Origin of the sequence: Neobacillus soli NBRC 102451 (assembly GCF_001591665.1) — a bacterium.
Classification (GTDB): domain Bacteria; phylum Bacillota; class Bacilli; order Bacillales; family Cytobacillaceae; genus Neobacillus; species Neobacillus soli.
The window spans coordinates 134,061-159,400 of record NZ_BCVI01000021.1 but is presented as its reverse complement, the minus strand read 5'-3'; the positions used below and the strand labels follow the sequence as shown (position 1 = coordinate 159,400).

Genomic DNA, 25,340 nt, shown 5'->3' with positions numbered 1-25,340 from the left:
ATGTTTTTCTCTATTATAGAACTAATTCACAATTACTACTCTCGGACAACCATATCACTTGTACGCAGCTTTTCAGCAATCGTATCAATTTTTCTTAAGCGATGATTAATTCCTGATTTACTGATGGTACCGCCGGATACCATTTCGCCCAATTCTTTAAGGGTAACGTCGGTATAATTCAAGCGGAGCTCAGCAATTTCTCTTAACTTTTCCGGTAAGATTTGCAGTCCGACTGTTTGATTGATATAACGGATGTTCTCTACCTGCCTTATCGAGGCGCCAATTGTTTTATTGAGATTGGCGGTTTCACAGTTTACTAAACGATTGACTGAGTTCCGCATATCGCGGACAATTCGTATATCCTCGAAGCGAAGCAGGGCATTATGTGCTCCGACAATATTTAAAAACTCAGTAATTTTCTCTGCCTCTTTTAAATAGGTAATAAAGCCTTTTTTACGCTCTAGTGTTTTGCTATTAAGGCCAAATTTATTCATCAATTCGCATAAAGAATCATTGTGTTCTTTATATAGCGAAGAAATTTCCAAGTGATAGGAGGATGTTTCCGGATTATTGACGGATCCGCCGGCTAGAAATGCTCCACGTAAATAAGAACGCTTACAACATTTCTTCTTTATAAGTTCAGGGGAAATATCATAGATAATCGTAAATCCTTCACCAATAATTTTCATATCCTCAAGAATTTCCTTTGCCTGCTGGGCTAAGCGGACAATGTAGACGTTGTTCTTTTTCAAGCGCATTTTTTTCCGAACAAGCAATTCCACCTGTATATCGTAACTCTTTTTTAATAATGTATAAATTCTTCTCGCAATCGCAGCATTTTCGGTTTGAATATCCACGATTAACTTACGATTTGAAAAGGAAAGGGAACCGTTCATTCGGATTAATGCTGATAGCTCCGCTTGAATGCAGCACGTTTTCACTTCCAAGTTAGTTAATTCCTTTTTCGTTTCCGAAGCGAAAGACATCCCTTTACCCCCTTTTTAAAAAAATGCACCGTTTTGAAACCCTTTTTTAATAGCTCTTTTAAACTTGTATGTTGATTTCCGCTCCAGGCGCTTCGCGCGCGCACCTTAGGGCGGTCCGGTCCGGGAAGCCTTCTTGGCGCTTAGCGCCTGCGGGGTCTCCCCTGCCCCGTCCTCCCGCAGGAGTCTTCGCGCCTTCCGCTCCAATCAACATAGCCTTTTTAATAAGTACTATATTTACGCTTCATAACGCTTTTTGGTTTCAATTAATAGCAAATTATATAATATTTTCGCGACCTTTTTCGGATCATGCCGGAGTGCGCCATTTTCCTGATAGGCTATATCCGCATGAACCACTTCGAGACCAAGCTCAAAAAGCTCAGGCAAATCGTAACGCACCGGGTCGGCCAGCTCTTCATTATAGCGGAGCTGAATATCCTGCGGAATCTCTTCGTTATTCACAAGAATCGTATTAATAAAAGCACAGCTCATGTGATCATAAATGGCTTTCACATGTTCACTCGCTGTATAGCCATGCGTTTCCCCTGCCTGCGTCATCAAATTACAAATGTACACCTTTTTTGCATGGGAGCGGCACAATTCATCCCCGAGACGCGGGACGAGCAGATTAGGGAGGATACTTGTATACAAACTGCCAGGACCCATAATAATTAAATCCGCCTGACGAATCGCTTGAATGGACTCCGGTAATGGGAAAATATTTTCAGGCGTCATAAATACCTTTTTGATTCTTTTCCCAGAGTAAGGAATTTTCGATTCTCCCGAGACTATCGTGCCATCTTCCATTTCAGCGTGGAGAACGACACTCTGATTGGCCGCAGGCAGCACTTTGCCGTGGACATTCAAGATTTTACTCATTTCCTGGATGGCGTGCACAAAGTTCCCCGTGATGGAGGTCATCGCTGCCAGGATTAAGTTTCCCAGCGAATGCCCGGAAAGTTCATTCGATGTCTTAAAACGATGCTGAAACATTTCCTCAACAAGCGGTTCAACATCCGATAGTGATGCTAATACATTGCGAATGTCACCGGGAGGAGGAATATGCAGGTCCTCGCGCAGTCTGCCGGAACTGCCGCCGTCATCCGCAACTGTAACAATGGCGGTAATATCAACAGGGTACTGTTTTAACCCCCGCAATAAAACCGGTAAACCTGTTCCGCCGCCAATGACGACAATTCGAGGCTGTTCCAACTCTCTCATGATGTTTTATCCTTTCTCCTCTCAATGTCACGGTGTGAAACAATAGTTTTATAATCATTTTGGAAATAACGGCTTAAATATTCCGCTAAGGCAACAGAACGATGCTGTCCGCCTGTACAGCCAATCGCAATCACCAGCTGCGCTTTTCCCTCTCTTTTATAATGAGGAAGCATAAAGCTGAGCAGGTCCGTTACTTTTTCCAAAAACTTTTGCGTTTCGTTCCACTTTAAAACATAGGTGGAAACCTCTTCATCTAACCCCGTTTTTGGCCTCATATGTTCGATATAATGAGGATTTGGCAGGAAGCGCACATCAAAAACAAGATCCGCATCAATCGGAATCCCATGCTTAAAGCCAAACGACATGACATTGACCGTAAAGATTAATTGATGATTCGCTGTAAATTCCGTTAATATCTTCTCACGCAATTCCCGCGGCTTCATTGGTGATGTATTATAAATCAATTGTGCCCGGCCTTTTAATTCCTCCAGTAGCTCCCGTTCCAGGGTGATGCCTTCAAGCGGCAGACCTGACTTTGCGAGCGGGTGTGACCGCCTTGTCTCTTTATATCTACGCACTAATGTCGAATCATCCGCATCCAAAAATAAAATCTGCGGCGCTACCCATGCGGTTTCCGCCAGTTCATCTAATGCTTTAAAAAGATGATCAAAGAATTCTCTTCCGCGGAGGTCCATAACGAGGGCAACTTTATTCATCTTATTCCCAGATTCCTTCATAAGTTCAAGGAATTTTGGAAGCAAGGTGGGAGGCAAATTATCGACACAGAAGAATCCTAAATCTTCAAAGCTTTGAATCGCTACAGTTTTTCCAGCCCCAGACATGCCCGTAATAATGACCATCTGCGTGCCGCTTGCCGAACCGGTACTCATTGTTTATTCCCCCTATTATTTAGCTTGGATCTAATCGATAACTGATCAGTTGAAAGTCTTTTGTATAAGTAAAAGTACCGTAAATAATCCCTTTTCCATGGATCATGTAATCTAGAATATGATAATCACCAGCTGCCATCGGCAAGTTTTTTAACTGATCAATTAACTGCCATTCCAGCTTACCTTCTTCTGATTCGTCTAAATCGATGCCATCCGAATCGGTCGCTGCAAACGTAAACATCATCCACTCAGAAAGAAGCTGATCGTTTTCCATCATAATCATTGTGAATATCCCTTTTAACTGTGGACTTTTCAAATAGATTCCCGTTTCTTCACGGTACTCCCGAATGCAAGAGTCACGAACCGATTCTCCTGGCTCCATTTTGCCGCCGGGGGCAACCCACCAGCCGCGGCTTGGTTTTTGCAGCAACAATATTTTGTCGTCTCGTATCAATACACAATTGGTAACGCGCTGCACAACATTCACCCTCTTAAGTAAGTAAGCCCTATAAGCTTGGGCCAGAATGTCTAAATATCCTATTATAACATTAATTCATTCATATTATTATACTATTTTTAGGGTGCAGTCACAATGAATACAGTTTTGATATTTCTGCTATTTATTTCTTTTATTTGCTTGGCTGCTTACTTTCGAAAAAGGCTTCCAGCCTGCTAATACCCCAAAAAAAAATAGCACAGGCTGCTGGGCCTGTGCACGAAAGGAATATATTATTAAAGGGGGTCAATTACTTCCTTTATCATACCTCATCTATATTTCACTACTGTTACAGGAGAATGATAAAAAAGTTACTTTTTTGTAAATTACACAGTCCTAAAATTTACAATCACAAACACCCTTTATAAAAATGTGCTATTTCTTTAATTTCATCGCTTCTTTAAGCTCTTCCACAAAATGCTGGGCACTTTGGGCGGCAATGCTGCCATCGCCAGTTGCAGTGACAATCTGGCGGAGCGTTTTTTCACGAATATCTCCAGCCGCGAAAATTCCTGGTACCTTTGTTTCCATATGGTGATTTGTTTCAATATAGCCATTTTCATTCGTAATTCCAAGGCTGACAAATGGTTTCGAGAGCGGAAGCATCCCAATATAGATAAAGACCCCATCAGCAGGTAATGTTTGTTCTTTCCCGTCTACGGTGGAAACCAGTGTTACACTGCCCACCTTGCCATCTTTGTCATTGATTGACTGAATCGTGTGATTCCAAATGAAATCAACTTTTTCATTCGCAAAGGCACGGTCTTGAAGTATCTTTTGTGCTCGAAGCGCGTCACGGCGATGAACGATGGTTACTTTTGAGGCAAAGCGGGTTAAATAGACACCCTCTTCTACCGCAGAGTCTCCGCCGCCAATTACATAAAGCTCTCTATTTTTAAAGAACGCCCCATCACAGACGGCACAATAGGAAACGCCGCGACCGCCCAGTTCTTTTTCACCAGGAACGCCGATTTTCTTATATTCTGCACCCGTTGTAATAATGACCGAGTAGGCTTTATATTGTTTAGACCCGGCCGTAATGATTTTGTAATCGCCATGATCAACAATTTCCTTAATATCGCCATAAGCATATTCAGCACCAAACTTTTTGGCATGCTCAAACATTTTTGTTGATAAATCAGGACCCAAAATGCTTTCAAAACCCGGATAGTTCTCAACATCCTCCGTATTGGCCATTTGTCCACCTGGCATCCCGCGTTCAATCATCAGCGTTGAAAGGTTCGCGCGTGATGCATAAACAGCAGCAGTCATTCCGGCAGGACCAGCCCCGGCAATAATCACATCATAAATTTTTTCATCAGACATGTGTTATTCACTCCCTATATATAAAAAAATACGATTAAGTATATCATTCCCTACTTAATCGTATAAAACAATCGTATCATAGTCCAAAAATCTGCTCAAACAGAAAAGCGGAAGCGTCCGTTTAGCGGCGTATGGACTGGAGCGCTTCGACTGAGATAAAGGAAACACGAGCTTCGCTGCCCGATGTTGACTTATCGTAGGGAGAAGAGCGAAGTCCACTAGCCGCTGGACGCTGGAGCTAGACAATTTGAGAGATGATTAGTTCAAAAAGTCATTCACGTATTTAACATATTTCCCGATGGTTGCTGTGGAAATTCCGTAGCGGTCCGCCAGCTCTTGCTGGGAGACTTTTTCACTGCGAAGCTTGTGCCAGACATATTCAACCGCACCAGCCCAGGCTGGTTTATTTTTCAAGCGGACGTTGGCTTTGGAAGCTTCAACAAAGACAGAAAACCACATTAAATATAAGCCAGACTCAATCGTGCCAATTGGTTGATGGTTTTCATAAAAGAGCTCAGCCACTTCCTGGGCATCCGCCGTCATTGATGGCATCCCCGACCGGATAAGCGAGATATATTCCTTTTCCAACTTGGTCAATTTCTGATTTTGAAAAAGCTTCTTGGAGGTGATAATTTCGTCCTTTTTACTTGAAACGGTCGTTAAGAAAAGCGCAAATAATCGCTCTTCAACATAGTCACTTTCAAGCTTTTGAAAAATAGATCCGGAATGGTCTTCAAAACCATTTGATACAGCCTTTTGATCATTCCATGGTTCTGAGCCCTCTTTGTCTGGATTAATCTGGAGCACCTTTTTCCAAATGCTTATTGCAAAATTTTCATAACCAGTGAAATAGGCCGAATAAGAAAGCCAGTAATAAAACGGGCCGTCACCATCGAAACCATGTTTATATAACTTTTTCAGCCATAAATAGGCAAACTCATACTCCCCTACCAAAGCAAAGGTGGCACCAAGCTTAAATTGCTGCTCGCTAGCCAGCGGCTGGATTTTTTTCAAGGTATGAAGCAATTGTGCCACATTGTCTGTTTGGCCCTGATAATGGGCAAACACAAGCCGGTTACAAAGAGCATGGAGATTTCCCGGATTGCGTTCTAATACATCATCTAAGATGGATTCGGCCTTTTCCGTCTTGCCTAAGTAAAAATAGGCGAGCGCCAAATTATTGTAGGCAGACCAATATTCCGGATATTCCTGGACGACTTCTTTTAAAAGCTCAATCGCCTTTGGAAAGTATCCCGACTCCAAAAGGTCTCGGGCCTGCTCCTGCTTAATAATCAAGTCGTCCTGCTCATAAAGCTCATCCTCAAGCTCCTCAGACTCCAATGTAAGCACATCAAGCAAATTCTCTGTGTCTTCCGTAAAATCACCATCCGGGTCTAACTGTAAATAAAGCTTGGCGTGGTGATACGCATCTTTAAAAAATCCCAAATGGGCATAATTATTCGCTAAAAAGTAATGACATTCCACCATTTCACTATCAAGTTCTTCAAGGACTTGATGCAAGAGACGGTTAGAATGTTCAAACTCACCAAGTTCTGTTGACACAATCGCCAACTGGCATATAATCATCGGTTCACCTGGTTCAAGCTGCATCGCCCGCCCAAGATATTTTTTTGCCTTTATAAAATCACGTCGATGGAATGCCTTTAAACCTTTCGTGAAATAATATTCACCCGTAGGGACAAATGAAAGTAATTTTCCCATATGCATTCTTGCTTTCGCGTCTTTACCCATGAAGTCCTCCACATTTTTAACATAACTAATGTAGTATACCACAATGGAGGGGTGTTCGAGAAGGGATGGGAGTTTTAAGGCCATAAAAAGAACCAGCCCTCAATTAGGACCGGTCCTTGTGTCTTTCCTCTAGTGTTTGTAATACTCTTTTGAATGGAAGCCCCTGCTCCACCAATAATACCTGCAGGTGATAAAGCAAATCAGCTGCTTCCCAGCGCAGCTCTTCGTGGTCACGGTTCTTGGCTGCGATAATCACCTCGGCCGTTTCTTCACCGACCTTTTTCAAAATTTTATCGACGCCTTTTTCAAAAAGATAGGTGGTGTAGGCACCTTCCGGCCGCTCTTGTTCACGGTCCTGGATTACTTTTTCGAGGGACTGCAAGATCTGATAGTCTTCTAAGCTGGAAGGGTTTTTAAAAATCCGCTCAGAAAAACAGCTGACCGCTCCTGTATGGCAGGCAGGTCCCTTCGGATACACTAGCACTAGCAAGGCATCTTGGTCACAATCATAGTTGATGCTGACGACCGTTTGCGTATTGCCGCTCGTCGCCCCTTTGTGCCACAATTCTTGGCGAGAGCGGCTGTAGAACCACGTTTCCCCAGTTTCCAACGTTCTTGCCAGCGACTCCTCGTTCATATAAGCTAGCGTTAACACTTCTTTCGTTCCAGCATCTTGGATAATCGCCGGGACGAGCCCTTTATCATCAAATTGAACATTCATCTTACTGTCACTCCTTTTTCCCGCAAATAGCTTTTTACTTCATGAACAGAGGTTTCTTTATAATGAAAGATGGATGCGGCAAGGGCAGCATCGGCTTTTCCTGCTAAAAATGCTTCTTCAAAATGCCGGGCATTCCCCGCACCACCCGAGGAGATAACCGGAATCGGAACTGCTTCACTGACCGCCTTTGTTAGTTCAAGATCGAACCCGTTTTTCTCACCATCACTATCCATACTGGTTAATAAAATTTCACCTGCACCCAGAGTGGCGGCTTCCACTGCCCATTCTACCGCTTTCTTTTCTGTAGGCTTTCTACCGCCATGGGTATACACACGCCACGTCCCTATCTCTTGATCAAATTTGGCATCAATCGCGACAACGATGCATTGAGAGCCGAAGTAGCCTGCACCTTCCCTAATCAGCTCTGGATTCACCACCGCTGCGGTATTCAAAGACACCTTATCTGCCCCCGAGCGAAGCATTCGTTTCATGTCTTCCAAGGAATTAATACCCCCGCCGACCGTAAACGGTATCGCCAGTTCGGATGCAACCGCCTTAACGACTTCAACCATTGTCTTCCTGCCCTCAACAGAAGCAGAAATATCAAGAAAGACAAGCTCATCTGCCCCCTGTTCATCGTAAAATCGTGCCAATTTGACTGGGTCGCCCGCGTCGCGCAGCTGTACAAATTGTACACCTTTCACAACGCGTCCATCCTTAACATCAAGGCAGGGTATAATTCGTTTTGTTAGGGCCATAGTTTCACCTCTTCTATCGCAGCCTTCAAGGTAAAGCGATTTTCATATAGCGCCTTCCCAACAATCACACCGCTTATCCCTTTAAAAGCAACTGATTTTAATGCATTTAAATCGGCTATACTGCTTACCCCTCCAGAGGCAATGACATTTTTCCCTGTCACCTTAGCCATTTCACAAACAGCCGCAATATTCGGACCCGCGAGTGTTCCGTCAGTTGCAATATCGGTAAAAATAAACGTCTCTGCCCCGGCTTCCGCGAAGCGTTTACCGAGTTCCACTGCCTTTAATTCTGAGGTATCCAACCAGCCATGTGTGGCAACATAGCCGTTCTTTGCATCAATCCCAACGGCAATCTTTTCACGATATTTCTTGATCATATTAATGGCGAAATCTGGATTGGAGACTGCGATGCTTCCGATAATTACTCGATCAACGCCATTCTCAAGATAGTGAAGAATATCGCCCTCAGAGCGAATCCCTCCGCCAATTTGAACCTTCACGTTCTTTAGCTTTTGTGCAGCTTCGATCACAAAACGGTCATTAACCCGCTTGCCATCCTTTGCCCCATCAAGGTCGACCATGTGAATCCACTCGGCACCATCAGCCGCAAAATTGCGAGCCATATCAAACGGCGAATCCCCATAAATCGTTTCCTTATCATAATCCCCTTGAAGGAGGCGGACGCACTTGCCGCCGCGCATATCAATCGCTGGATAAATTGTGAAGCTCATCGAACCGCCTTCCTTTCTGCCGCTTTTTGTAAAAAATTATCAAGAAGGGCCATCCCCAGCCTGCTGCTTTTTTCAGGATGAAATTGCATCCCCATTACATTGTCCTTGCCAACAACCGCCGAAACCTGTTCATGGTAATTTGCTTTCGCCAGGAGGACATCGGAATTTTCAGCATTTACATAGTAAGAATGCACGAAATAGACATAATCCTCTTGGAGATTTTTAAACAGGGGGGTGGGCTTGACGAATTCAAGCCGGTTCCAGCCCATGTGCGGCACTTTGTAGAGCTCGCCTTCTTTTGTTCTGCCCGGAAAGCGGCGGACACTGCCCGGTAATAGGCCCAGCCCTTTAGTTATCCCATTTTCTTCACTTTTTTCGAACAGGAGCTGCATGCCGAGACAGATTCCGAGCAGTGGTTTCCCTGTCGCAGCGAATTCCTTAATGGTTTCTACAGGAAGCCGTTCCATCGCATCCCGGAACGAGCCTACCCCGGGGAGAATCAACGCATCTGCCTCAAGCAATTTATGTTTATCAGCGGTAATAAAATAATCAGCACCAAGTCTTTCAAGCGCTTTGCTCACGCTAAAAAGATTCCCCATGCCGTAATCAACAATACCAATCATAACGGACGTCCTTTCCCGGTGCCTGTTCTCGGTGCCTGTCACGCCCCGGAAATCCCCGAATTTTGTCGATTTTTATAACATCCCTTTTGTTGAAGGGACGCCTTTGATGCGCGGATCGATTGTTGTGGCTTCGTCGAGTGCCCGACCGAGTGCTTTAAATACGGCTTCAATCATGTGGTGTGTATTTTTTCCGTAATGAACGATTACATGAAGGTTCATCCGCGCCTCTAAAGCGAGTTTCCAGAGAAATTCGTGAACAAGCTCAGTATCAAAGCTGCCCACTTTCTGGCCCGGGAACTCCGCTCTCATTTCAAGATGCGGGCGATTACTGAGATCAACGACAACCTGTGCCAAAGCCTCATCCATTGGAACAAATGCATTTCCGTACCGCTTAATCCCCCGCTTGTCTCCAAGTGCTTTTTGCAATGCCTGCCCTAGGCAAATCCCAATATCCTCAGTTGTATGGTGGTCATCGACCTCTGTATCGCCATTAGCATCGACGTTTAGGTTGAATTGGCCATGTTTCGTGAATAAATCGAGCATATGAGTGAGGAAAGGGACACCTGTTTCAAGATTGGACTTGCCTTCCCCATCGATTTCTAACTCTAATTGGATTTTCGTTTCATTTGTTTTCCGTTCAATACTTGCTGTTCTTTCCAATGAAATGACCCCCTTGTAAATATCGCTTATTTACTCGTTAATTCCACTACTTAAAACTTCCCTCTTGGCCGTTTTTGTCTTTAAGAGCCCCTATTAAAGACATTTTGAACGCCTTCCCGCGGAGTTTTGTCTTTAAGAGCCCTTATTAAAGACATTTTGACTGCTCTACCGGGGAGTTTTGTCTTTAAGAGCCCTTATTAAAGACATTTTGATTGCTCTCCCAAAGAGTTTTGTCTTTAAGAGCACTTATTAAAGACATTTTGATTGCCTTCCCGCGGAGTTTTGTCTTTAAGAGCCCCCATTAAACTACTATCATGATGCTATTTATCGTTTTCCAGTCTTATTTCCACAGCCCGGGCGTGCGCCTCGAGGCCTTCCATCCGAGCAAAGGCGGCGATTTTTGCCCCATTGTCATGTAAAGCCTTTTTGCTGTAGATAATTACGCTTGATTTCTTTTGAAAATCATCGACATTAAGCGGGCTTGAAAAACGAGCGGTTCCATTTGTCGGCAGCACATGATTTGGCCCGGCAAAATAATCCCCAACAGGCTCTGAGCTATAACGGCCGATAAATATCGCCCCTGCATGACGAATTTTTCCAAGAAGCTCGATTGCATTATCGGTAATGATTTCAAGATGCTCAGGTGCTAACTGGTTCACGGTTTCAACAGCTTGATCCATGTCTGCAGTTACGTAGATGGCCCCGTAATCGTCAATCGACCGGGCGGCAATGTCCCTCCTTGGTAGCAACGCCAATTGCCTTTCCACTTCACTTGCCACCGCTTCAGCCAAAACAACAGACGGTGTCACAAGCACACTGCAGGCCCTTGGATCGTGCTCAGCCTGGGATAACAAATCGGCGGCGACCTCATCGGCCCTAGCCGTTTCATCTGCTAAAATTGCAATCTCACTCGGACCGGCAATCATATCAATATCGACATCGCCGAAAACCTCACGTTTTGCTAGTGCCACAAAAATATTTCCCGGACCGGTAATTTTATCAACGGCGGTAACTGACTCTGTTCCGTACGCAAGAGCGGCGATTGCCTGAGCCCCGCCAAGCTTATAAATTTCCTCGACACCGGCTTCCTTTGCCGCAACAAGCACGGCTGCCGGCAATTTCCCATTGCTGTCAGGCGGAGAGACCATCACGATTCGTTTGACCCCTGCCACCTTTGCCGGAATCACGTTCATCAGCACTGATGAGGGATAGGCCGCCGTTCCGCCTGGTACATACACTCCGACCGAATCGAGCGGGGTTATTTTCTGCCCGAGAACGGTGCCATTTTCTTCGGTCGTCATCCATGAAGGGCGTAGTTGCTTTTCATGGAAAGAACGGATATTTTCGGCCGCTTCGCGAACGATGCCGATAAAACCTTGATCCACTTCACCGTAGGCTTCCTCAATTTCTTTTTCCGTAATGGAAAAAGATGATAGGCGGACTCGGTCGAATTTTTCCGTATGTACTGTTAACGCCTCATCACCATGGTTACGCACATCTGCAATAATCGACTTGACCACCGACTGCTGCTCGGAAGTGCCCGCTTCAATCGAGCGTTTTATCGAAACTAGGGTTTCCACCTTTAGGATTTTCATTTTAAAAAACCTCCACTGAAACGACTTCATGAAGACGTGTGACAAGTTCGTCAATCAAGGCGTCCTTGATCCGGTAGCTGACAGGATTCACAATTAACCGCGAAGTCACCTCACCAATTCTTTCGTATTCGACCAGCCCGTTTTCCTTCAAGGTCCGGCCGCTAGAAACAATATCAACAATCCGGTCCGACAGACCAATTAACGGAGCCAGTTCAATCGAGCCATTTAATTTAATGATCTCGACCTGTTCCCCTTGCGAGCGAAAATAAGCTTCAGCGACATTGGGGTATTTGGTTGCGATCCTTGGAGCAACATCATTCATTTTTGAATCTGGGAGGCCGGCAACTGCCAAGTAACAGGCGCTGATTTTGAGATCTAGGAGCTCATAGACATCGCGCTCCTCCTCAAGCAAAACGTCCTTTCCGGCAATTCCGACATCGGCAACACCATGCTCCACATATGTAGCCACATCCATTGGCTTCGCTAAAATAAACCGGAGCCCTTCTTCCTCCACCTCGATAATCAATTTTCTTGATTCATCGAATTCCGGCGGCAGCTTGTAACCTGCTTTTCTTAGCAGCTCCACTGCCTCTTCAAAAATCCGCCCTTTCGGCATCGCTATTGTTAATCTGTTACTCATCGATGCGCCCTCCAATTAAATAGGTTGTATCCGCGAACTTTTTCGAAAAAGCATCCAGATCCTTTACCCCATTAATATCTTGCACTACCGTTTGTTTCCCCTGTTCATGCATTTTTTGAACCAGTTGAAATGCTTCCTGGCGCCGCTCTTGGCTGAAAAATATACAGTGAGTCGTGTTGACAAGCTGACTGCTTCCCAGCGCCTCAAGCAGCATATCAATCCGAACCGCGAAGCCGGTGGCACTTGTATTTTTTCCAAACTTCTCTATCAAGCTATAGCGGCCGCCATTTCCAATTGGAAAGCCGACATTTCCCGCATAAGCCTCAAATAAAATACCAGAATAATAACTCATATGACTGACGATTGTAAAATCAACTTTCACATATTCATCCACTCCGTAATCCCTGATTACATCCCACAATTCTTGCAGCTCGGTCACGGCTTGCTTTCCTTTGCCGTTTTCAATAATGTCGTTCGCTTGAGAAACAACCTCTTCTCCGCCCCTTAAATGGAGGAGCTGAAGGAGTCGTTGCTTATCAATAGATGACAGCTGAAGCGAGTTCACGTGCTCTCGATACCCGACGTAATTTTTTTCATATAAAAATTTCCGCAATGCCGTTGCCCGTCCGTTTGTTCCAAGGATTTGCACAAACAGCTCTTGGGCAAACCCAACATGACCAATCGATACCTGAAATTGTTGCAGCCCTGCTTTTTTTAAGGAGGAAATTAGTAAGGCAATCGCCTCACCGTCACACGAGACTGTGTCCTCGTTCAGACATTCAACACCAATCTGCTCAAACTCAGCCGGGCGGCCGCCCTCGCGCTGCTGAGCCCGGAAGACATTGGCGGAATAGGCTAGCCTTACAGGCAGATTTTCTTCTAATAGCTTTGTAGCGGCGACCCTGGCAATTGGCGCTGTCATTTCAGGCCTAAGAACCAGTGTATGACCCTCTTTATCAAGCAATTTAAAAAGCTGTTGGTCAGCAATAGCTGATGCCGCTCCAACCGTTTCATAGTATTCAAGCGTTGGTGTTTCAATAAATTGGTAGCCCCAAAGTTTAATCGTTTCCGCCATTGCTGAACGAACACGATGCTTTTTTTCGTATAACTCCGGTAGCGTATCCCGCATTCCTAGCGGCTTTTCAAACATAAACAAGCGACTCATCCTGCTCATCCTTTATCATTTTACTTTAGTCTGCTAAATTGGTAGTATGTTAAAGTTTAATAGTATTCTACACTTTGGTTTTCCTTTCGTCAATGAAAAAATGTTTGGCTTGTTAGTGGATGTGGCGGCTCATGGTGGAATTCCGGGGATTCTAGGATTACTTTCGCTAACTTCTGGTTTAATTCCGCCAACTTGCGGTGGGATTCCGCCGAAGTTTGAATTAATTCCGCCAACTTTTGAGTTTATTCCGCCAAACTATGCTAGGTTTCCGCCGTTACCCCCTCACCGTTCTGTTGCACGGACCCATTCCGCCAAACTGCGTCGGATTTCCGCCAAACTGTACTAGGTTTCCGCCAACTTTCAAATTTATTCCGCCCCCCCCTGCAAATCCGGCAACGAGACAAATTTCAACTGAAAATCCCCATAAAAAAAAGCCCGGTTACGGAAACCAGACCTCAATCACACATCATATCTTATTTTTCCGCCCGGCCATAAATCTCATCATCAACCCAGCGCTCTGCTAGTTCTTCCTTTGTGTAAATGACCCGCATCGGATTCCCGCCGACAAACGCACCCGCTGGAACATCCTTATGGACGAGCGTTCCTGCCGAAACTATGGCTCCATCGCCAATCGTAATGCCGGGGAGAATCGTGGAGTTAGCTCCGATCATCACTTCACTGCCAATTACTACAGGACCAAGCCGGTATTCTTTAATCAAATACTCATGGGCAAGGATGGTCGTATTGTAGCCGATGACCGTATTGCCGCCGACGCTGATTTTTTCCGGAAACATCACGTCAAGCATGACCATCAGGGCGAAGGAGGTATGTTCGCCGACCTTCACACCAAGAAACGTCCGGTACAGCCAATTTTTCATTCCCAAAAAGGGCGTGTAGCGGCCCAACTGGATGACAACGAAATTTTTGACAACTTTCCAAAAAGGAACGGTCTTGTAAACGTGCCATAAGGAATTCGCACCTTCAACCGGGAAGCGGGTCGTATTCCTCATTTTTCTGACTCGCCCAGAATGGTTAGTAAGTCAGCCATATTTTCTAGCATGTAATCCGGCTCGTATTTGGCGAGGTAATCTCTGCCTTTAATCGACCAGGCAACACCGGCTGTGGTTGTGCCGGCATTTTTTCCCGCTAAAATATCGTGGTAATTATCGCCGACCATGATAGCCTCGGAAGGCGTCGAACCAAGCTGCTCCAAAGCCTTGAAAATCGGCTCCGGATCTGGCTTCACCTTTGTCACATGATCATACGCAACAATCACCTCAAAAAAGCTATCAAGCTTCATCAGGCGCAGACCCTTAAGGGACACATCAAGGCGTTTTGTCGTGACAATGCCCAGCTTGTAGCCATGTTCCTTCAAGGCTTGGAGCGTTTCCAAGACACCCGCAAACTCTTTTACAAGTTCATCGTGATTGGCAAGGTTAAAGGCACGATATTCTAAGACCATTTCCTCCACCCGGTCGGGGTCAATGCCGCCGAAGGCTTCATGAAGAGTCGGGCCAAGAAACGGAAGCACATCTTCACGCTGGTACGTGCTTGGGTAAAATTTTTCAAGTGTATGCATGTAGGTCGAAATAATTAATTCATTTGTATCAATTAAAGTCCCATCTAAATCAAAGAGAATTGTCGTAATTTTGTTTTTCATAGGATGCATCCTTTCTGCTTACTAGCCCTGAGCGTTTCCAAATCGTGCCAACAATTAAGGTTAGCAGAATCGCTACGCCCAGCCGAATTAAAAACAGCGGCCACACAGGAATGCCGAGTGGCACAAAGATTAACGTATCTTCGACGACCGCATGGCAGGCCATTAGAAAAATAAACGCTAGTGTTATATCCTTTTTGCTGACTCCATCTTCTTTAACGGCCTGAATCATCACACCGGCACCATAGGCCAAGCCGAATAATAAGCCGGCTGCCATCGTTGTTGAAGTGTTCTCTTTCATTCCAAGCGTCCGAGTGATGGGAGCCATGCCTTTTGAAAATTTAGTTAACCATTGCAGGTCTTTTAAAAATTGAATAACGACCATAAGCGGGATAACAATCATCGCAAGCTGCAAAATACCAAGTCCAGCCTTTTGAACCGCTTCGATTAAAATGGGCCCGACACCATCAGCATGGACTGCACTTTGCTCAATGAAGCCATACTGTGCCGTCTCGCCGCCCCCATGCCAAACTAGATTAATCACTACAGCAGAAAGCAAAGCGAGTCCTGGCCTAGTGACTAAGACTACCCATAGCTTCACGCCGGCCTTCATGGCAACGCTGGATTCAATGAATAAATTATGTGAAAATGACAGCATAACAGCGATAATAAACACTTCTTTTACCGAAAAATCGAGCGTTAAAATCGCCCCGATCGCCGCATAAAGGTTGAGAAAATTCCCGAGCACCAGCGGAATCGCCGCATCCCCGGACAAACCGAGCAGCTTCATGAGCGGGGAAATCATTTTAATTACCCATGGCAACACTGGTGTGTACTGCAGCACTGCCACAATTAGGGTAACTGGAAAAATAACTTTCCCTAGCGTCCATGTTGTCTTTAAGCCGGCCAGTAATCCCTTTTTCAATGAACTTAATAGCATTTCCCCTAAGCCGCCCCTCTGTTAGTTGTTTTCTTGATCTAAATAACGAGCCTTCGACATTTGTTTGGTTCGGCGGTAAATCAAAATGGCCAATGCGCCAACCACCAGTGCAATCGAAATCGTCTGCGCCATCCTTAGACTGCCGAGCATTAAACTATCCGTCCTAAGTCCCTCGACAAAATAGCGGCCAATCGAATACCAAATGACATAGGAAAGGAACAGTTCGCCGCGGCGGAAATTGACACGCCGGAGCAGCATTAATAGGAAGAAGCCAACAAAGTCCCAGATGGATTCATATAAAAATGTTGGGTGATAATAAGTGCCTTCGATATACATTTGATTAATAATAAAATCAGGTAAATGTAAGTTTTCCAGGAAAGACCGTGTGACTTCGCCGCCATGGGCCTCTTGATTCATGAAATTTCCCCAGCGGCCGATTGCCTGCCCAAGAATGATACTCGGTGCCGCAATATCAGCAAGTTTCCAAAAGGAAATTCCCCGCTTTTTGGCAAACACATAGGTGGTCACAACAGCACCAATCAATGCTCCGTGAATGGCAATCCCGCCATTCCAAATTTGCACGATGTCGGCCGGATGATTGACATAATATTTCCATTCAAAAATCACATAATAAATCCGGGCAGAAATAATGGCGATTGGAATCGCCCATAGCATTAAATCCGCAAACGTATCTTTATCAAGACCCCTGCGATTTCCTTCCCTTATCGCCAGGTACAAGGCAAGCGCCAGTCCTGACCCAATAATAATCCCGTACCAGTGCACATCGATTGGTCCAAGTGAAAAGGCAATCGGATTAAGCGGTTCAAACGTTTCGTTCATCTCTATTTCTCCCTCCTATCTACTTAAATTTACTTAAATCTCTTCCTGTTCTCCCTCTTCAATCACATCGGACAGGCGCTCCGTAAATTGCTGTGCTGCATTCACACCCATTCTTTTCAGTCGGAAATTCATGGCTGCTACTTCAATAATAACGGCAAGGTTTCGTCCAGGCCGGACGGGAATCGTCAGCTTGGGAACCTCCGTGTCGATAATTTTCATTTTCTCTTCATCCAAACCTAGACGGTCATATTGCTTTTTGGAATCCCATATTTCTAAATCCATCACAAGCGTAATCCGCTTATTACTGCGAACCGCCCCTGCGCCGAAAAGGGTCATCACGTTAATAATTCCTAAACCGCGGATTTCTAATAAATGCTCGATTAACTCCGGTGACGTACCAACCAATGTATCCTGGTCTTCCTGGCGAATTTCTACGCAATCGTCAGCAATTAGGCGGTGGCCGCGCTTGACTAATTCTAAGGCAGTTTCACTTTTACCCACACCGCTTTTTCCAGTAATCAACACACCAATCCCATAGACGTCAACCAATACGCCGTGGACAGCCGTCGTTGGGGCCAGCATGCTTTCTAAAAAATTCGTTAAGCGGCTCGAGAAGCGAGTCGTTTTCATGCTCGTCCGTAAAACGGGCACTGATTCGCGCTCTGAGGCCTCAATCAACTCCATTGGAACCTCAATATCCCTTGTGACTATGATTGCCGGGGTGATATCCGTGCATAAACGTTCCATTCTTGAAATTCGTTCACCTTCAGGAAGCTCTTCGAAAAATGACAGTTCTGTTTTCCCTAACAGCTGGATGCGTTCGGCAGGATAAAATTCAAAATAACCGGCAATCTCAATTCCTGGCCTGGAAATATCACTCGTGGTAATCGGGCGGTTAATTCCCTCTTCCCCGCTAATCAATTCAAGCTGAAATTTCTCAAATATATCTTTGGTGCGTACTTTTGACAAGAAACTTCCTCCTCAAAACGAATAAAGTATTAAAAAAAATTCAATTTCCTCTTATTTTAGCATTTTTCGACGAAGAACCATACATTAGTTAATTAACGGATGCCATTTTTTTAAAGAAAACTCGCCGATTGGCGGTTCATGAGGCATAGTGGCACTTATACTTTCTTATTAGCCAAAAAAAAGAGGGCACCGTTGTTAATGGTGCACACCCCAGTTATTATTTCTTCGCTTGCCTTGATGGTTGAAGAATTGTTTTTTGAATAACCACGTTGACAAGCGACATCAGCACCGCAAAAAATAGTGCCATGCCAAAGCCGTCGATTTCAAAGGCATCACCCATTATATAATCAGTTAGTTCGAGTGTAATGGCATTGATGACAAACAGGAACAGCCCTAATGTTAAAACTGTCGCTGGCAGGGTAAACAAAATCAGGAGCGGACGCACCAACACATTTAAGATGGATAACAGAACGCTCGCCTGTAGTGCGGCCGCAAAACCTGTAAGCTGAAAGCTTTCATGAAAATAGCCCGCAAGTGCCATAAACAAAACCGCATTAATCAAACAGCCAATGATCCATCTCATCTTCTAAATCTCCTAATCATTACTCTTGTGTTTTATGAATCGTAATCGAGCCGGTTTTCGTATCGGCATAAATTCTTACCATTTTATCAGGTTGGTTGATCGATTGGAAGCGAAGCGATTTTTGAATCATTTCGGTTTTCTCCTCAATGACCTGGACCCCGACAAGCTCGACATTAAAACCACCCAGATTGGTTTTGAGCTCACCATTGACCGGTAATCCCTCTGGGACAAACACATCAATGCCGCCTGTTGTTACTTTTGCCTGGATCATTTCACAACGATTCCCATGAAGGTTTAAAGCGATATTTCCATTAAAAGACTGCATTTCTACCTTTTTATAATCACCATCAAGCATAATTGCGCCATTAATTGTCTCTGCTTCAAGCATATCGAGTGCACTATCATTAATGGTTATTTTCCCGTTTGCGGTCTCAATTTCCGCCTTACTTCCGGTTAAATGATTAAGCTTTATTTTTCCATTGGCTGTTTTCAGGCGAAGATCGCCAACATTCAGTTCCTCACCAGAAATCGGACCATTAAACAGGCGGACGCGAACGCGGTCATAATTTACCTTTGGTACATAAATTATCGCATCGACCTTCATCCACTTCTGCTGGGTCATAAACCGTAATTTCTGATCCTCCACCGAAAAAATGACATCTCTTAGAAAGTTTTGCCGTGCTTGATCTGAATTTTCAACCCGGTACACCTTCGCTTGACACTCAATCCTTACGTCCGGCTGGTCCCAGGCCGCAACCTTAACGGAACCGTTCGCCACGTCAATATCCATATCTTTTAGATCGACGTCACCTTGATGGAAAATATGAGAGATTTCGACGGATTGACCAAAGTTCAAATCAAAATCAAAATCTTTGATTTTTTTCAAGGCAGTGTCCACAAAGTCAAAAATTCGATCCTTTGTTGATTGGTATTTCGCTTGGAAGGGGTCTTCCTTTTTCGTTTCTTCAAAATTTACGGCGGTGGAAAGCTCATTAACAATTTGTTCCTGCTTCTGCTCCATCGTTTGCTGCGCCTTTTCCAGTTCCTCCATCAAGAGTAGGGCTTCGTCCACGTTTAGCTTTCCTTCTTCGACCATTTGTAAAATCCGTTTTTTTTCCTCTTTCATCTTCTCCACCCCAAATATAAAATTTCCTTCACTTAAGCCTATTCGGCAACTAGCACCTTTACGCCTTTGATAATATTCCAGATAACAACTACAAGCCAGATGACCATAAGCACCACAATACTAATAATAGTCAAAACCGGGACCGTGTCTTGAAGGGTAGCAAAATCATTAATGATTGCGAAAACAATCAGCGGAGTCGGAACCAGAGGTATTAAATGAGAAAACAATGACTTCTTAGCATGGCTTTTGGTTACCTCATCCCCTGTCGCAAAATAGACAGCAAGTGGAAATAGAAATCCCGCGAAAAATATACTGAAATAGCACAAACTTGAAAGAACCTTTCTCGTGTCCATTCGTCCATCCCCCCTACCCTTTATTTACGAACTAAAATGCAAAAAGTTTCTATAAATCCGTCCGGAACATCCGATATTTTTTCCATAATGGAATTTATTATAAATAACAGGGAAAATGAGCCTGATTCTATCTCTGGATATCCCCGCCCCCGCCCTAACCAAAAAGAAAAGCTAAAACACGAAGTTTTAGCTTTTTACTGTGATTTCCTTTTCTGCAACTTGTTGCTTCATCCGTAAACGGTCACGCTCAAGAATCGGCTTTAAGTATCTGCCGGTATACGATGCAGGGGTCTCCGCCACCTTTTCCGGTGTTCCGGTCGCGATAATCGTACCGCCCTTGTCGCCGCCCTCTGGTCCAAGGTCGACTAGGTAATCAGCAGCCTTAATGACATCAAGATTATGCTCGATGACCAGAACCGTATCGCCATTTTCAACTAACCGCTGCAAGACAACGAGCAAACGAGAAATGTCATCGACATGAAGACCGGTTGTCGGTTCATCCAAAATATAAAAGGATTTGCCCTGCGAACGGCGGTGCAGCTCGGAGGCAAGCTTAACGCGCTGGGCTTCGCCACCGGATAAAGTGGTTGCCGGCTGGCCGAGCTTAACATAGCCAAGGCCGACATCCACTATCGTTTGCAGCTTGCGGCTGATTTTTGGGATGTTCTCGAAAAATTCAACCGCTGCTTCGACCGTCATATCTAGAATGTCGGAAATATTTTTCCCTTTATACTTCACTTCCAGCGTCTCGCGGTTATAGCGCTTGCCATGGCAAATTTCGCACGGAACATACACATCAGGTAAAAAGTGCATTTCGATTTTGATAATCCCATCACCGCGGCATGCCTCGCAGCGTCCTCCCTTGACATTAAAGCTGAAGCGGCCCTTTTTATAACCGCGGACCTTCGCCTCGTTCGTCGTGGCAAACACATCACGGACGTCATCAAACACACCGGTATATGTTGCCGGATTGGAGCGTGGCGTCCGACCGATTGGCGACTGATCAACATCAACGACTTTTTCTAAATAATCTAAGCCTTTGATGCTTTTATGTTCACCAGGCTTCGTTTTCGCACGATGAAGCTTTTGCGCCAGCGATTTATGAAGGATCTCGTTAATGAGCGTACTTTTTCCCGATCCAGATACACCGGTAACCGCGATGAACACGCCAAGTGGAAATTTTACATTGACATTTTTTAAATTATTTTCAGTTGCACCTTTGATTTCAATATAGCGGCCATCCGGCTTGCGGCGCTCTAACGGAAGCGGAATAAACTTCTTCCCCGATAGGTATTGGCCAGTCAGCGAGTTCGGATTGGCCATTACTTCTGCCGGTGTCCCCGCCGCGACAATTTCCCCGCCGTGCACACCGGCACCTGGACCGATATCAATTAAATAATCGGCTGCCAGCATCGTGTCCTCATCGTGCTCCACGACAATCAAGGTATTGCCAATCTCCCGCATACTTTTTAAGGTTTCAATTAGGCGGTCATTATCACGCTGATGGAGACCAATCGATGGCTCATCTAAAATGTATAAAACCCCAGTTAAGCGCGAGCCAATTTGCGTTGCCAAACGGATCCTTTGGGCCTCCCCGCCTGAAAGCGTTCCAGCTGTACGGCTTAAGGTTAAATAATCAAGACCGACGTTGATTAAGAAGCCAAGTCGCTCACTGATTTCACGAAAAATCAGCTTCGCAATCTGCATTTCTTTTTCTGAAAGGTTGAGTTCGGCGAAAAATTGCTGTGCTTCTTCAATGGATAGATCGGTCACATGGGCAATATGCCTTCCGTTTATGAGGACTGCCAAGGTTTCCTTTTTCAAGCGGTAGCCTTTACAGGTTGGACATGGCTGCTGGCCCATATATTTTTCCATTTGCTCACGGATATAATCCGAGCTTGTCTCCTTAAAACGGCGCTCAACATTTGGGATGACACCTTCAAAGTCAATATTACCTTCACGGATTTGGCCAAAGTCGTTTTCATAGCGGAAGTAAATTTTTTCCCGGCCCGATCCGTATAGTACTTTTTCCAATAGGTGCTCGGGAATATCCTTCACGGGTATATTCATATCAACCCCGAAATGATTGCAGACCGCCTCCAGGAGCTGCGGGTAATATTGTGAACTCGTCGGCTCCCACGGGGCAATGGCGTGCTGCTTTAGGGTCAAATCCTTATTCGGAATGACCAGGTCAACATCAACTTCAAGCTTGGAGCCAAGCCCGTCACATTCTGGGCAGGCACCGAAGGGACTATTAAAGGAAAACATCCGCGGTTCAAGCTCTCCGATGGAGAAACCACAAAGTGGACAGGCATGGTTTTCACTGAACAGCAGCTCCTCCTCACCCATTACATCGACGATCACCTTCCCTTCACCAAGCTTTAAAGCAGTCTCAAGTGAATCAGCAATCCTTGCTGAAATCCCTTCCTTGACAACAATCCTGTCGATAACAACCTCGATGGAATGCTTTTTATTTTTTTCGAGTTCAATATCATCGCTAAGGTCTAACATTTCGCCGTCAACACGGACACGGACGAAACCTTGCTTTTTTATATCCTCGAATACCTTCACGTGTGCACCTTTACGTCCGGAAATAACCGGGGCAAGGATTTGCATTTTTGTCCGTTCCGGATATTCGAGAATTCGGTCGACCATCTGCTCAATCGTTTGTGAGGAGATTTCAATCCCATGGATTGGGCAGGTAGGATGTCCAACCCTGGCAAATAATAACCGCAAATAATCATAGATTTCTGTCACTGTTCCGACCGTCGAGCGCGGGTTTCGGCTTGTTGTTTTTTGATCAATCGAAATCGCTGGGGACAATCCCTCAATCGCATCGACATCCGGTTTATCCATCTGGCCGAGGAATTGCCGGGCGTAGGCGGAAAGGGATTCGACATACCTTCGCTGCCCTTCCGCATAAATCGTGTCAAAGGCAAGCGAGGACTTCCCTGACCCGGAAAGTCCTGTTAAGACAACAAGCTTATCTCTCGGAATGGTGACATCTATATTTTTTAAATTGTGGGCTCTGGCGCCTTTAACAATCAATTTTTCCATCGCCATCTATACGTCATCCTTCCGCTTTCAATTCCAAAATTAAATCACGAAGTTCGGCGGCACGCTCAAAATTAAGTGCCTTGGCTTCGACCTTCATTTCTTTTTCCATCGTGGCAATTAGTTTTTCTTTATCTTTCTTCGACATCTTGCTGAAGGATTTAGCAGGTTTATAATCTTCCTGGTCCTCGGCAGCATGGGTGGCGCGGATCACGTCACGGATTTCCTTTTGGATTGTCGTTGGTGTGATTCCATGTTTTAGATTATACGCTTCCTGAATCTCGCGCCGGCGCTTTGTCTCACTAATCGCTAATTCCATTGAATTGGTGATTCGATCGGCATACATAATGACGTGACCGTGGGCATTCCGAGCAGCACGGCCAATGGTTTGGATTAACGAACGCTCGGAACGAAGGAAGCCCTCTTTGTCGGCATCCAGAATCGTGATTAGTGAAACTTCTGGAATGTCGAGTCCTTCGCGGAGCAGGTTGATTCCAATGAGAACATCATATTTTCCAAGGCGCAGCTCACGAATAATTTCAATCCGCTCAAGCGTCTTGACCTCCGAATGCAAATATTGAACTTTAATGCCAATTTCTTTAAGGTAATCTGTTAAGTCCTCGGACATTTTTTTCGTAAGGGTCGTAACAAGAACCCGTTCATTTTTCTTTACCCGTTCATGAATCTCACCAATCAAGTCATCAATTTGCCCCTCGATAGGACGAACCTCGAGCGTTGGATCTAAGAGTCCTGTCGGGCGGATAATTTGCTCAATCATTTCTGGTGTATGCTCAAGCTCATATGGTCCAGGTGTTGCCGAAACAAATATGGCATTATGAATATGCTTTTCAAATTCATCAAAGGTTAACGGCCGATTATCAAGTGCTGAGGGCAGACGGAAGCCATGGTCAACAAGCACTTGTTTCCGCGCCTTGTCACCATTAAACATACCCCTTACTTGCGGCAGGGTCACATGCGACTCGTCAATAATCATCAGAAAGTCTTCTGGAAAATAATCGAGCAGTGTATAGGGTGTTGAACCCGGCGGCCGTAGTGTAAGATGGCGTGAGTAATTTTCGATTCCCGAGCAAAAGCCCATTTCGCGCATCATTTCTAAGTCATAGCGTGTCCGCTGTTCAATTCGCTGCGCTTCTAGTAGCTTATCCTCTGCACGAAGCACGGCAAGCCGTTCTTCGAGTTCTTTTTCAATATTCTCAATAGCAACGCGCAATTTCTCTTCCCTTGTAACGAAGTGGGAGGCTGGAAAAATGGCCACATGCTCGCGTTCGCTCATAATTTCGCCGGTGAGGGCATCGACTTCACGAATCCGTTCGAGTTCATCACCAAAGAATTCGACACGAATACAATGCTCATCACGCGAAACCGGGAAGATCTCGACCACATCGCCGCGCACACGGAACGTTCCGCGTTTAAAATCTATATCATTTCGTTCATATTGAATATCAACTAAGCGCCTTAGAAGCTGATTGCGCTCAATTTCCATGCCTGTGCGTAGCGATAACACCATCTCCCGATATTCTTCCGGCGAACCAAGGCCGTAAATACAGGAAACACTGGCAATGATAATGACGTCTTTGCGTTCAAATAAAGAGGAGGTCGCCGAGTGGCGCAGTTTATCAATCTCATCGTTGATACTGGCATCTTTTTCAATGAATGTATCTGTCTGTGGCACATAGGCTTCCGGTTGATAATAATCATAGTAACTGACAAAGTATTCCACTGCATTGTTTGGAAAAAATTCCTTAAACTCGCTATAAAGCTGGCCAGCCAGTGTTTTGTTGTGGGCAATGACTAGCGTCGGTTTATTAATCTCTTTAATCACGTTTGAAACGGTAAATGTCTTCCCCGTACCAGTGGCTCCAAGAAGCGTCTGCTCCCGCTTATTATTATGGATGCCTTCGACTAGCTGTCTGATTGCCTCCGGCTGATCCCCTTCTGGCGAGTACTTTGAAACTAATTCAAATTGGTCCTTCACAAAAAGTTCCTCCCGTTATATAAATCACTTTCCAGCTTGAGAAGCTTGTTATCGACCGGGATGGTGCTGAAAAGTGTTTCCTCTTCTTTTTCATATTTACATTCTACCACATTACCCCAGAAACAAACCAACAATATGCGAACTAGTATTCGTTTTTTTGTATTAATGGGATTTTACAAGTCTTTTCGGGGTTCTTTTGGTTTCTAAAAATCCAAAAAAGCCTGCCATTTGCTTGGCAGACTCGTGAGTGCATATTAGTTT

The 25,340-nt window shown here is 45.0% G+C and carries 25 protein-coding genes; 1 reads left to right on the top strand and 24 read right to left on the bottom strand.

Annotation, left to right across the window (positions count from 1 at the left end):
- Positions 1-35 precede the first annotated feature (35 nt).
- The 14 genes from whiA to BSO02S_RS08900 form a co-directional block, all read right to left on the bottom strand.
- Positions 36-986 (bottom strand): DNA-binding protein WhiA, encoded by a 951-nt coding sequence (whiA, locus tag BSO02S_RS08965; protein ID WP_066065610.1) that lies wholly within the window; start codon positions 984-986, stop codon positions 36-38.
- 234 nt (positions 987-1,220) lie between these two features.
- Complete coding sequence (gene mgfK, locus BSO02S_RS08960) at positions 1,221-2,204, bottom strand: gluconeogenesis morphogenetic factor MgfK (RefSeq protein ID WP_066065607.1); 984 nt, start codon at positions 2,202-2,204, stop codon at positions 1,221-1,223.
- Positions 2,201-3,094 (bottom strand): RNase adapter RapZ, encoded by an 894-nt coding sequence (gene rapZ / locus BSO02S_RS08955; RefSeq protein WP_066065605.1) that lies wholly within the window; start codon positions 3,092-3,094, stop codon positions 2,201-2,203. The genes mgfK and rapZ overlap by 4 nt, the downstream gene beginning before the upstream one ends.
- A 19-nt stretch (positions 3,095-3,113) precedes the next feature.
- Complete coding sequence (locus BSO02S_RS08950; protein ID WP_066065602.1) at positions 3,114-3,572, bottom strand: NUDIX hydrolase; 459 nt, start codon at positions 3,570-3,572, stop codon at positions 3,114-3,116.
- A 393-nt stretch (positions 3,573-3,965) separates the two neighbouring features.
- Positions 3,966-4,916: a thioredoxin-disulfide reductase gene (trxB, locus tag BSO02S_RS08945; protein WP_066065599.1), complete on the bottom strand. Its 951-nt coding sequence runs from the start codon at positions 4,914-4,916 to the stop codon at positions 3,966-3,968.
- Positions 4,917-5,174: 258 nt separating this feature from the next.
- On the bottom strand, positions 5,175-6,668 hold the full coding sequence (locus BSO02S_RS08940) for a tetratricopeptide repeat protein (RefSeq protein WP_066065596.1): 1,494 nt from the start codon (positions 6,666-6,668) through the stop codon (positions 5,175-5,177).
- 103 nt (positions 6,669-6,771) lie between these two features.
- Positions 6,772-7,389, bottom strand: a complete 618-nt coding sequence (hisIE, locus tag BSO02S_RS08935; protein ID WP_066065593.1) for a bifunctional phosphoribosyl-AMP cyclohydrolase/phosphoribosyl-ATP diphosphatase HisIE — start codon at positions 7,387-7,389, stop codon at positions 6,772-6,774.
- The gene (gene hisF / locus BSO02S_RS08930) at positions 7,386-8,147 is read right to left on the bottom strand and encodes an imidazole glycerol phosphate synthase subunit HisF (RefSeq protein ID WP_066065590.1); all 762 of its coding nucleotides are present in this window, start codon (positions 8,145-8,147) and stop codon (positions 7,386-7,388) included. The genes hisIE and hisF overlap by 4 nt, the downstream gene beginning before the upstream one ends.
- The gene (gene hisA, locus BSO02S_RS08925) at positions 8,138-8,878 is read right to left on the bottom strand and encodes a 1-(5-phosphoribosyl)-5-[(5-phosphoribosylamino)methylideneamino]imidazole-4-carboxamide isomerase (protein ID WP_066065589.1); all 741 of its coding nucleotides are present in this window, start codon (positions 8,876-8,878) and stop codon (positions 8,138-8,140) included. The genes hisF and hisA overlap by 10 nt, the downstream gene beginning before the upstream one ends.
- Entirely contained in the window at positions 8,875-9,501 is a 627-nt protein-coding gene (gene hisH, locus BSO02S_RS08920) for an imidazole glycerol phosphate synthase subunit HisH (protein WP_066065587.1), read from the bottom strand. Before hisH ends, hisA begins: the two co-directional genes overlap by 4 nt.
- A gap of 72 nt (positions 9,502-9,573) precedes the next feature.
- Positions 9,574-10,161 carry an imidazoleglycerol-phosphate dehydratase HisB gene (gene hisB, locus BSO02S_RS08915; RefSeq protein WP_066065584.1) on the bottom strand — a complete coding sequence of 196 codons (588 nt, stop codon included), beginning with the start codon at positions 10,159-10,161 and terminating at the stop codon, positions 9,574-9,576.
- 320 nt (positions 10,162-10,481) lie between these two features.
- On the bottom strand, positions 10,482-11,756 hold the full coding sequence (hisD, locus tag BSO02S_RS08910; protein WP_066065582.1) for a histidinol dehydrogenase: 1,275 nt from the start codon (positions 11,754-11,756) through the stop codon (positions 10,482-10,484).
- Between the two features lies 1 nt (position 11,757).
- A complete protein-coding gene (hisG, locus tag BSO02S_RS08905; protein ID WP_066065579.1) occupies positions 11,758-12,396 on the bottom strand; it encodes an ATP phosphoribosyltransferase in 639 nt (212 codons plus the stop codon).
- A complete protein-coding gene (locus tag BSO02S_RS08900) occupies positions 12,389-13,561 on the bottom strand; it encodes an ATP phosphoribosyltransferase regulatory subunit (RefSeq protein WP_066065577.1) in 1,173 nt (390 codons plus the stop codon). The genes hisG and BSO02S_RS08900 overlap by 8 nt, the downstream gene beginning before the upstream one ends.
- A gap of 46 nt (positions 13,562-13,607) precedes the next feature.
- Between BSO02S_RS08900 and BSO02S_RS08895 the strand changes: the two genes are divergently transcribed.
- The gene (locus BSO02S_RS08895) at positions 13,608-13,907 is read left to right on the top strand and encodes a hypothetical protein (protein WP_066065574.1); all 300 of its coding nucleotides are present in this window, start codon (positions 13,608-13,610) and stop codon (positions 13,905-13,907) included.
- Positions 13,908-14,034: 127 nt separating this feature from the next.
- On the opposite strand, the gene BSO02S_RS08890 is transcribed toward BSO02S_RS08895, so the two are convergent.
- The 10 genes from BSO02S_RS08890 to uvrB form a co-directional block, all read right to left on the bottom strand.
- Positions 14,035-14,571 carry an acyltransferase gene (locus tag BSO02S_RS08890; protein ID WP_066065572.1) on the bottom strand — a complete coding sequence of 179 codons (537 nt, stop codon included), beginning with the start codon at positions 14,569-14,571 and terminating at the stop codon, positions 14,035-14,037.
- Positions 14,568-15,221 carry a pyrophosphatase PpaX gene (gene ppaX / locus BSO02S_RS08885; protein WP_066065568.1) on the bottom strand — a complete coding sequence of 218 codons (654 nt, stop codon included), beginning with the start codon at positions 15,219-15,221 and terminating at the stop codon, positions 14,568-14,570. Before ppaX ends, BSO02S_RS08890 begins: the two co-directional genes overlap by 4 nt.
- Positions 15,190-16,158, bottom strand: coding sequence for a nucleoside recognition domain-containing protein (locus BSO02S_RS08880; RefSeq protein ID WP_066065564.1), 969 nt, complete (start codon positions 16,156-16,158; stop codon positions 15,190-15,192). The genes ppaX and BSO02S_RS08880 overlap by 32 nt, the downstream gene beginning before the upstream one ends.
- Before the next feature lie 21 nt (positions 16,159-16,179).
- Complete coding sequence (lgt, locus tag BSO02S_RS08875; RefSeq protein WP_066065562.1) at positions 16,180-16,998, bottom strand: prolipoprotein diacylglyceryl transferase; 819 nt, start codon at positions 16,996-16,998, stop codon at positions 16,180-16,182.
- 33 nt (positions 16,999-17,031) lie between these two features.
- The gene (gene hprK, locus BSO02S_RS08870; protein WP_066065559.1) at positions 17,032-17,967 is read right to left on the bottom strand and encodes an HPr(Ser) kinase/phosphatase; all 936 of its coding nucleotides are present in this window, start codon (positions 17,965-17,967) and stop codon (positions 17,032-17,034) included.
- A 217-nt stretch (positions 17,968-18,184) separates the two neighbouring features.
- The gene (locus tag BSO02S_RS08865; RefSeq protein WP_066065556.1) at positions 18,185-18,550 is read right to left on the bottom strand and encodes a phage holin family protein; all 366 of its coding nucleotides are present in this window, start codon (positions 18,548-18,550) and stop codon (positions 18,185-18,187) included.
- 19 nt (positions 18,551-18,569) lie between these two features.
- The gene (locus BSO02S_RS08860; protein ID WP_066065553.1) at positions 18,570-19,676 is read right to left on the bottom strand and encodes a DUF4097 family beta strand repeat-containing protein; all 1,107 of its coding nucleotides are present in this window, start codon (positions 19,674-19,676) and stop codon (positions 18,570-18,572) included.
- A 38-nt stretch (positions 19,677-19,714) separates the two neighbouring features.
- Positions 19,715-20,029, bottom strand: a complete 315-nt coding sequence (locus BSO02S_RS08855; RefSeq protein WP_066065550.1) for a magnetosome magnetite crystal formation protein family — start codon at positions 20,027-20,029, stop codon at positions 19,715-19,717.
- A 186-nt stretch (positions 20,030-20,215) separates the two neighbouring features.
- Positions 20,216-23,092 carry an excinuclease ABC subunit UvrA gene (gene uvrA / locus BSO02S_RS08850; RefSeq protein WP_066065548.1) on the bottom strand — a complete coding sequence of 959 codons (2,877 nt, stop codon included), beginning with the start codon at positions 23,090-23,092 and terminating at the stop codon, positions 20,216-20,218.
- Between the two features lie 7 nt (positions 23,093-23,099).
- The gene (uvrB, locus tag BSO02S_RS08845) at positions 23,100-25,079 is read right to left on the bottom strand and encodes an excinuclease ABC subunit UvrB (RefSeq protein ID WP_066065546.1); all 1,980 of its coding nucleotides are present in this window, start codon (positions 25,077-25,079) and stop codon (positions 23,100-23,102) included.
- Between the last annotated feature and the right edge of the window lie 261 nt (positions 25,080-25,340).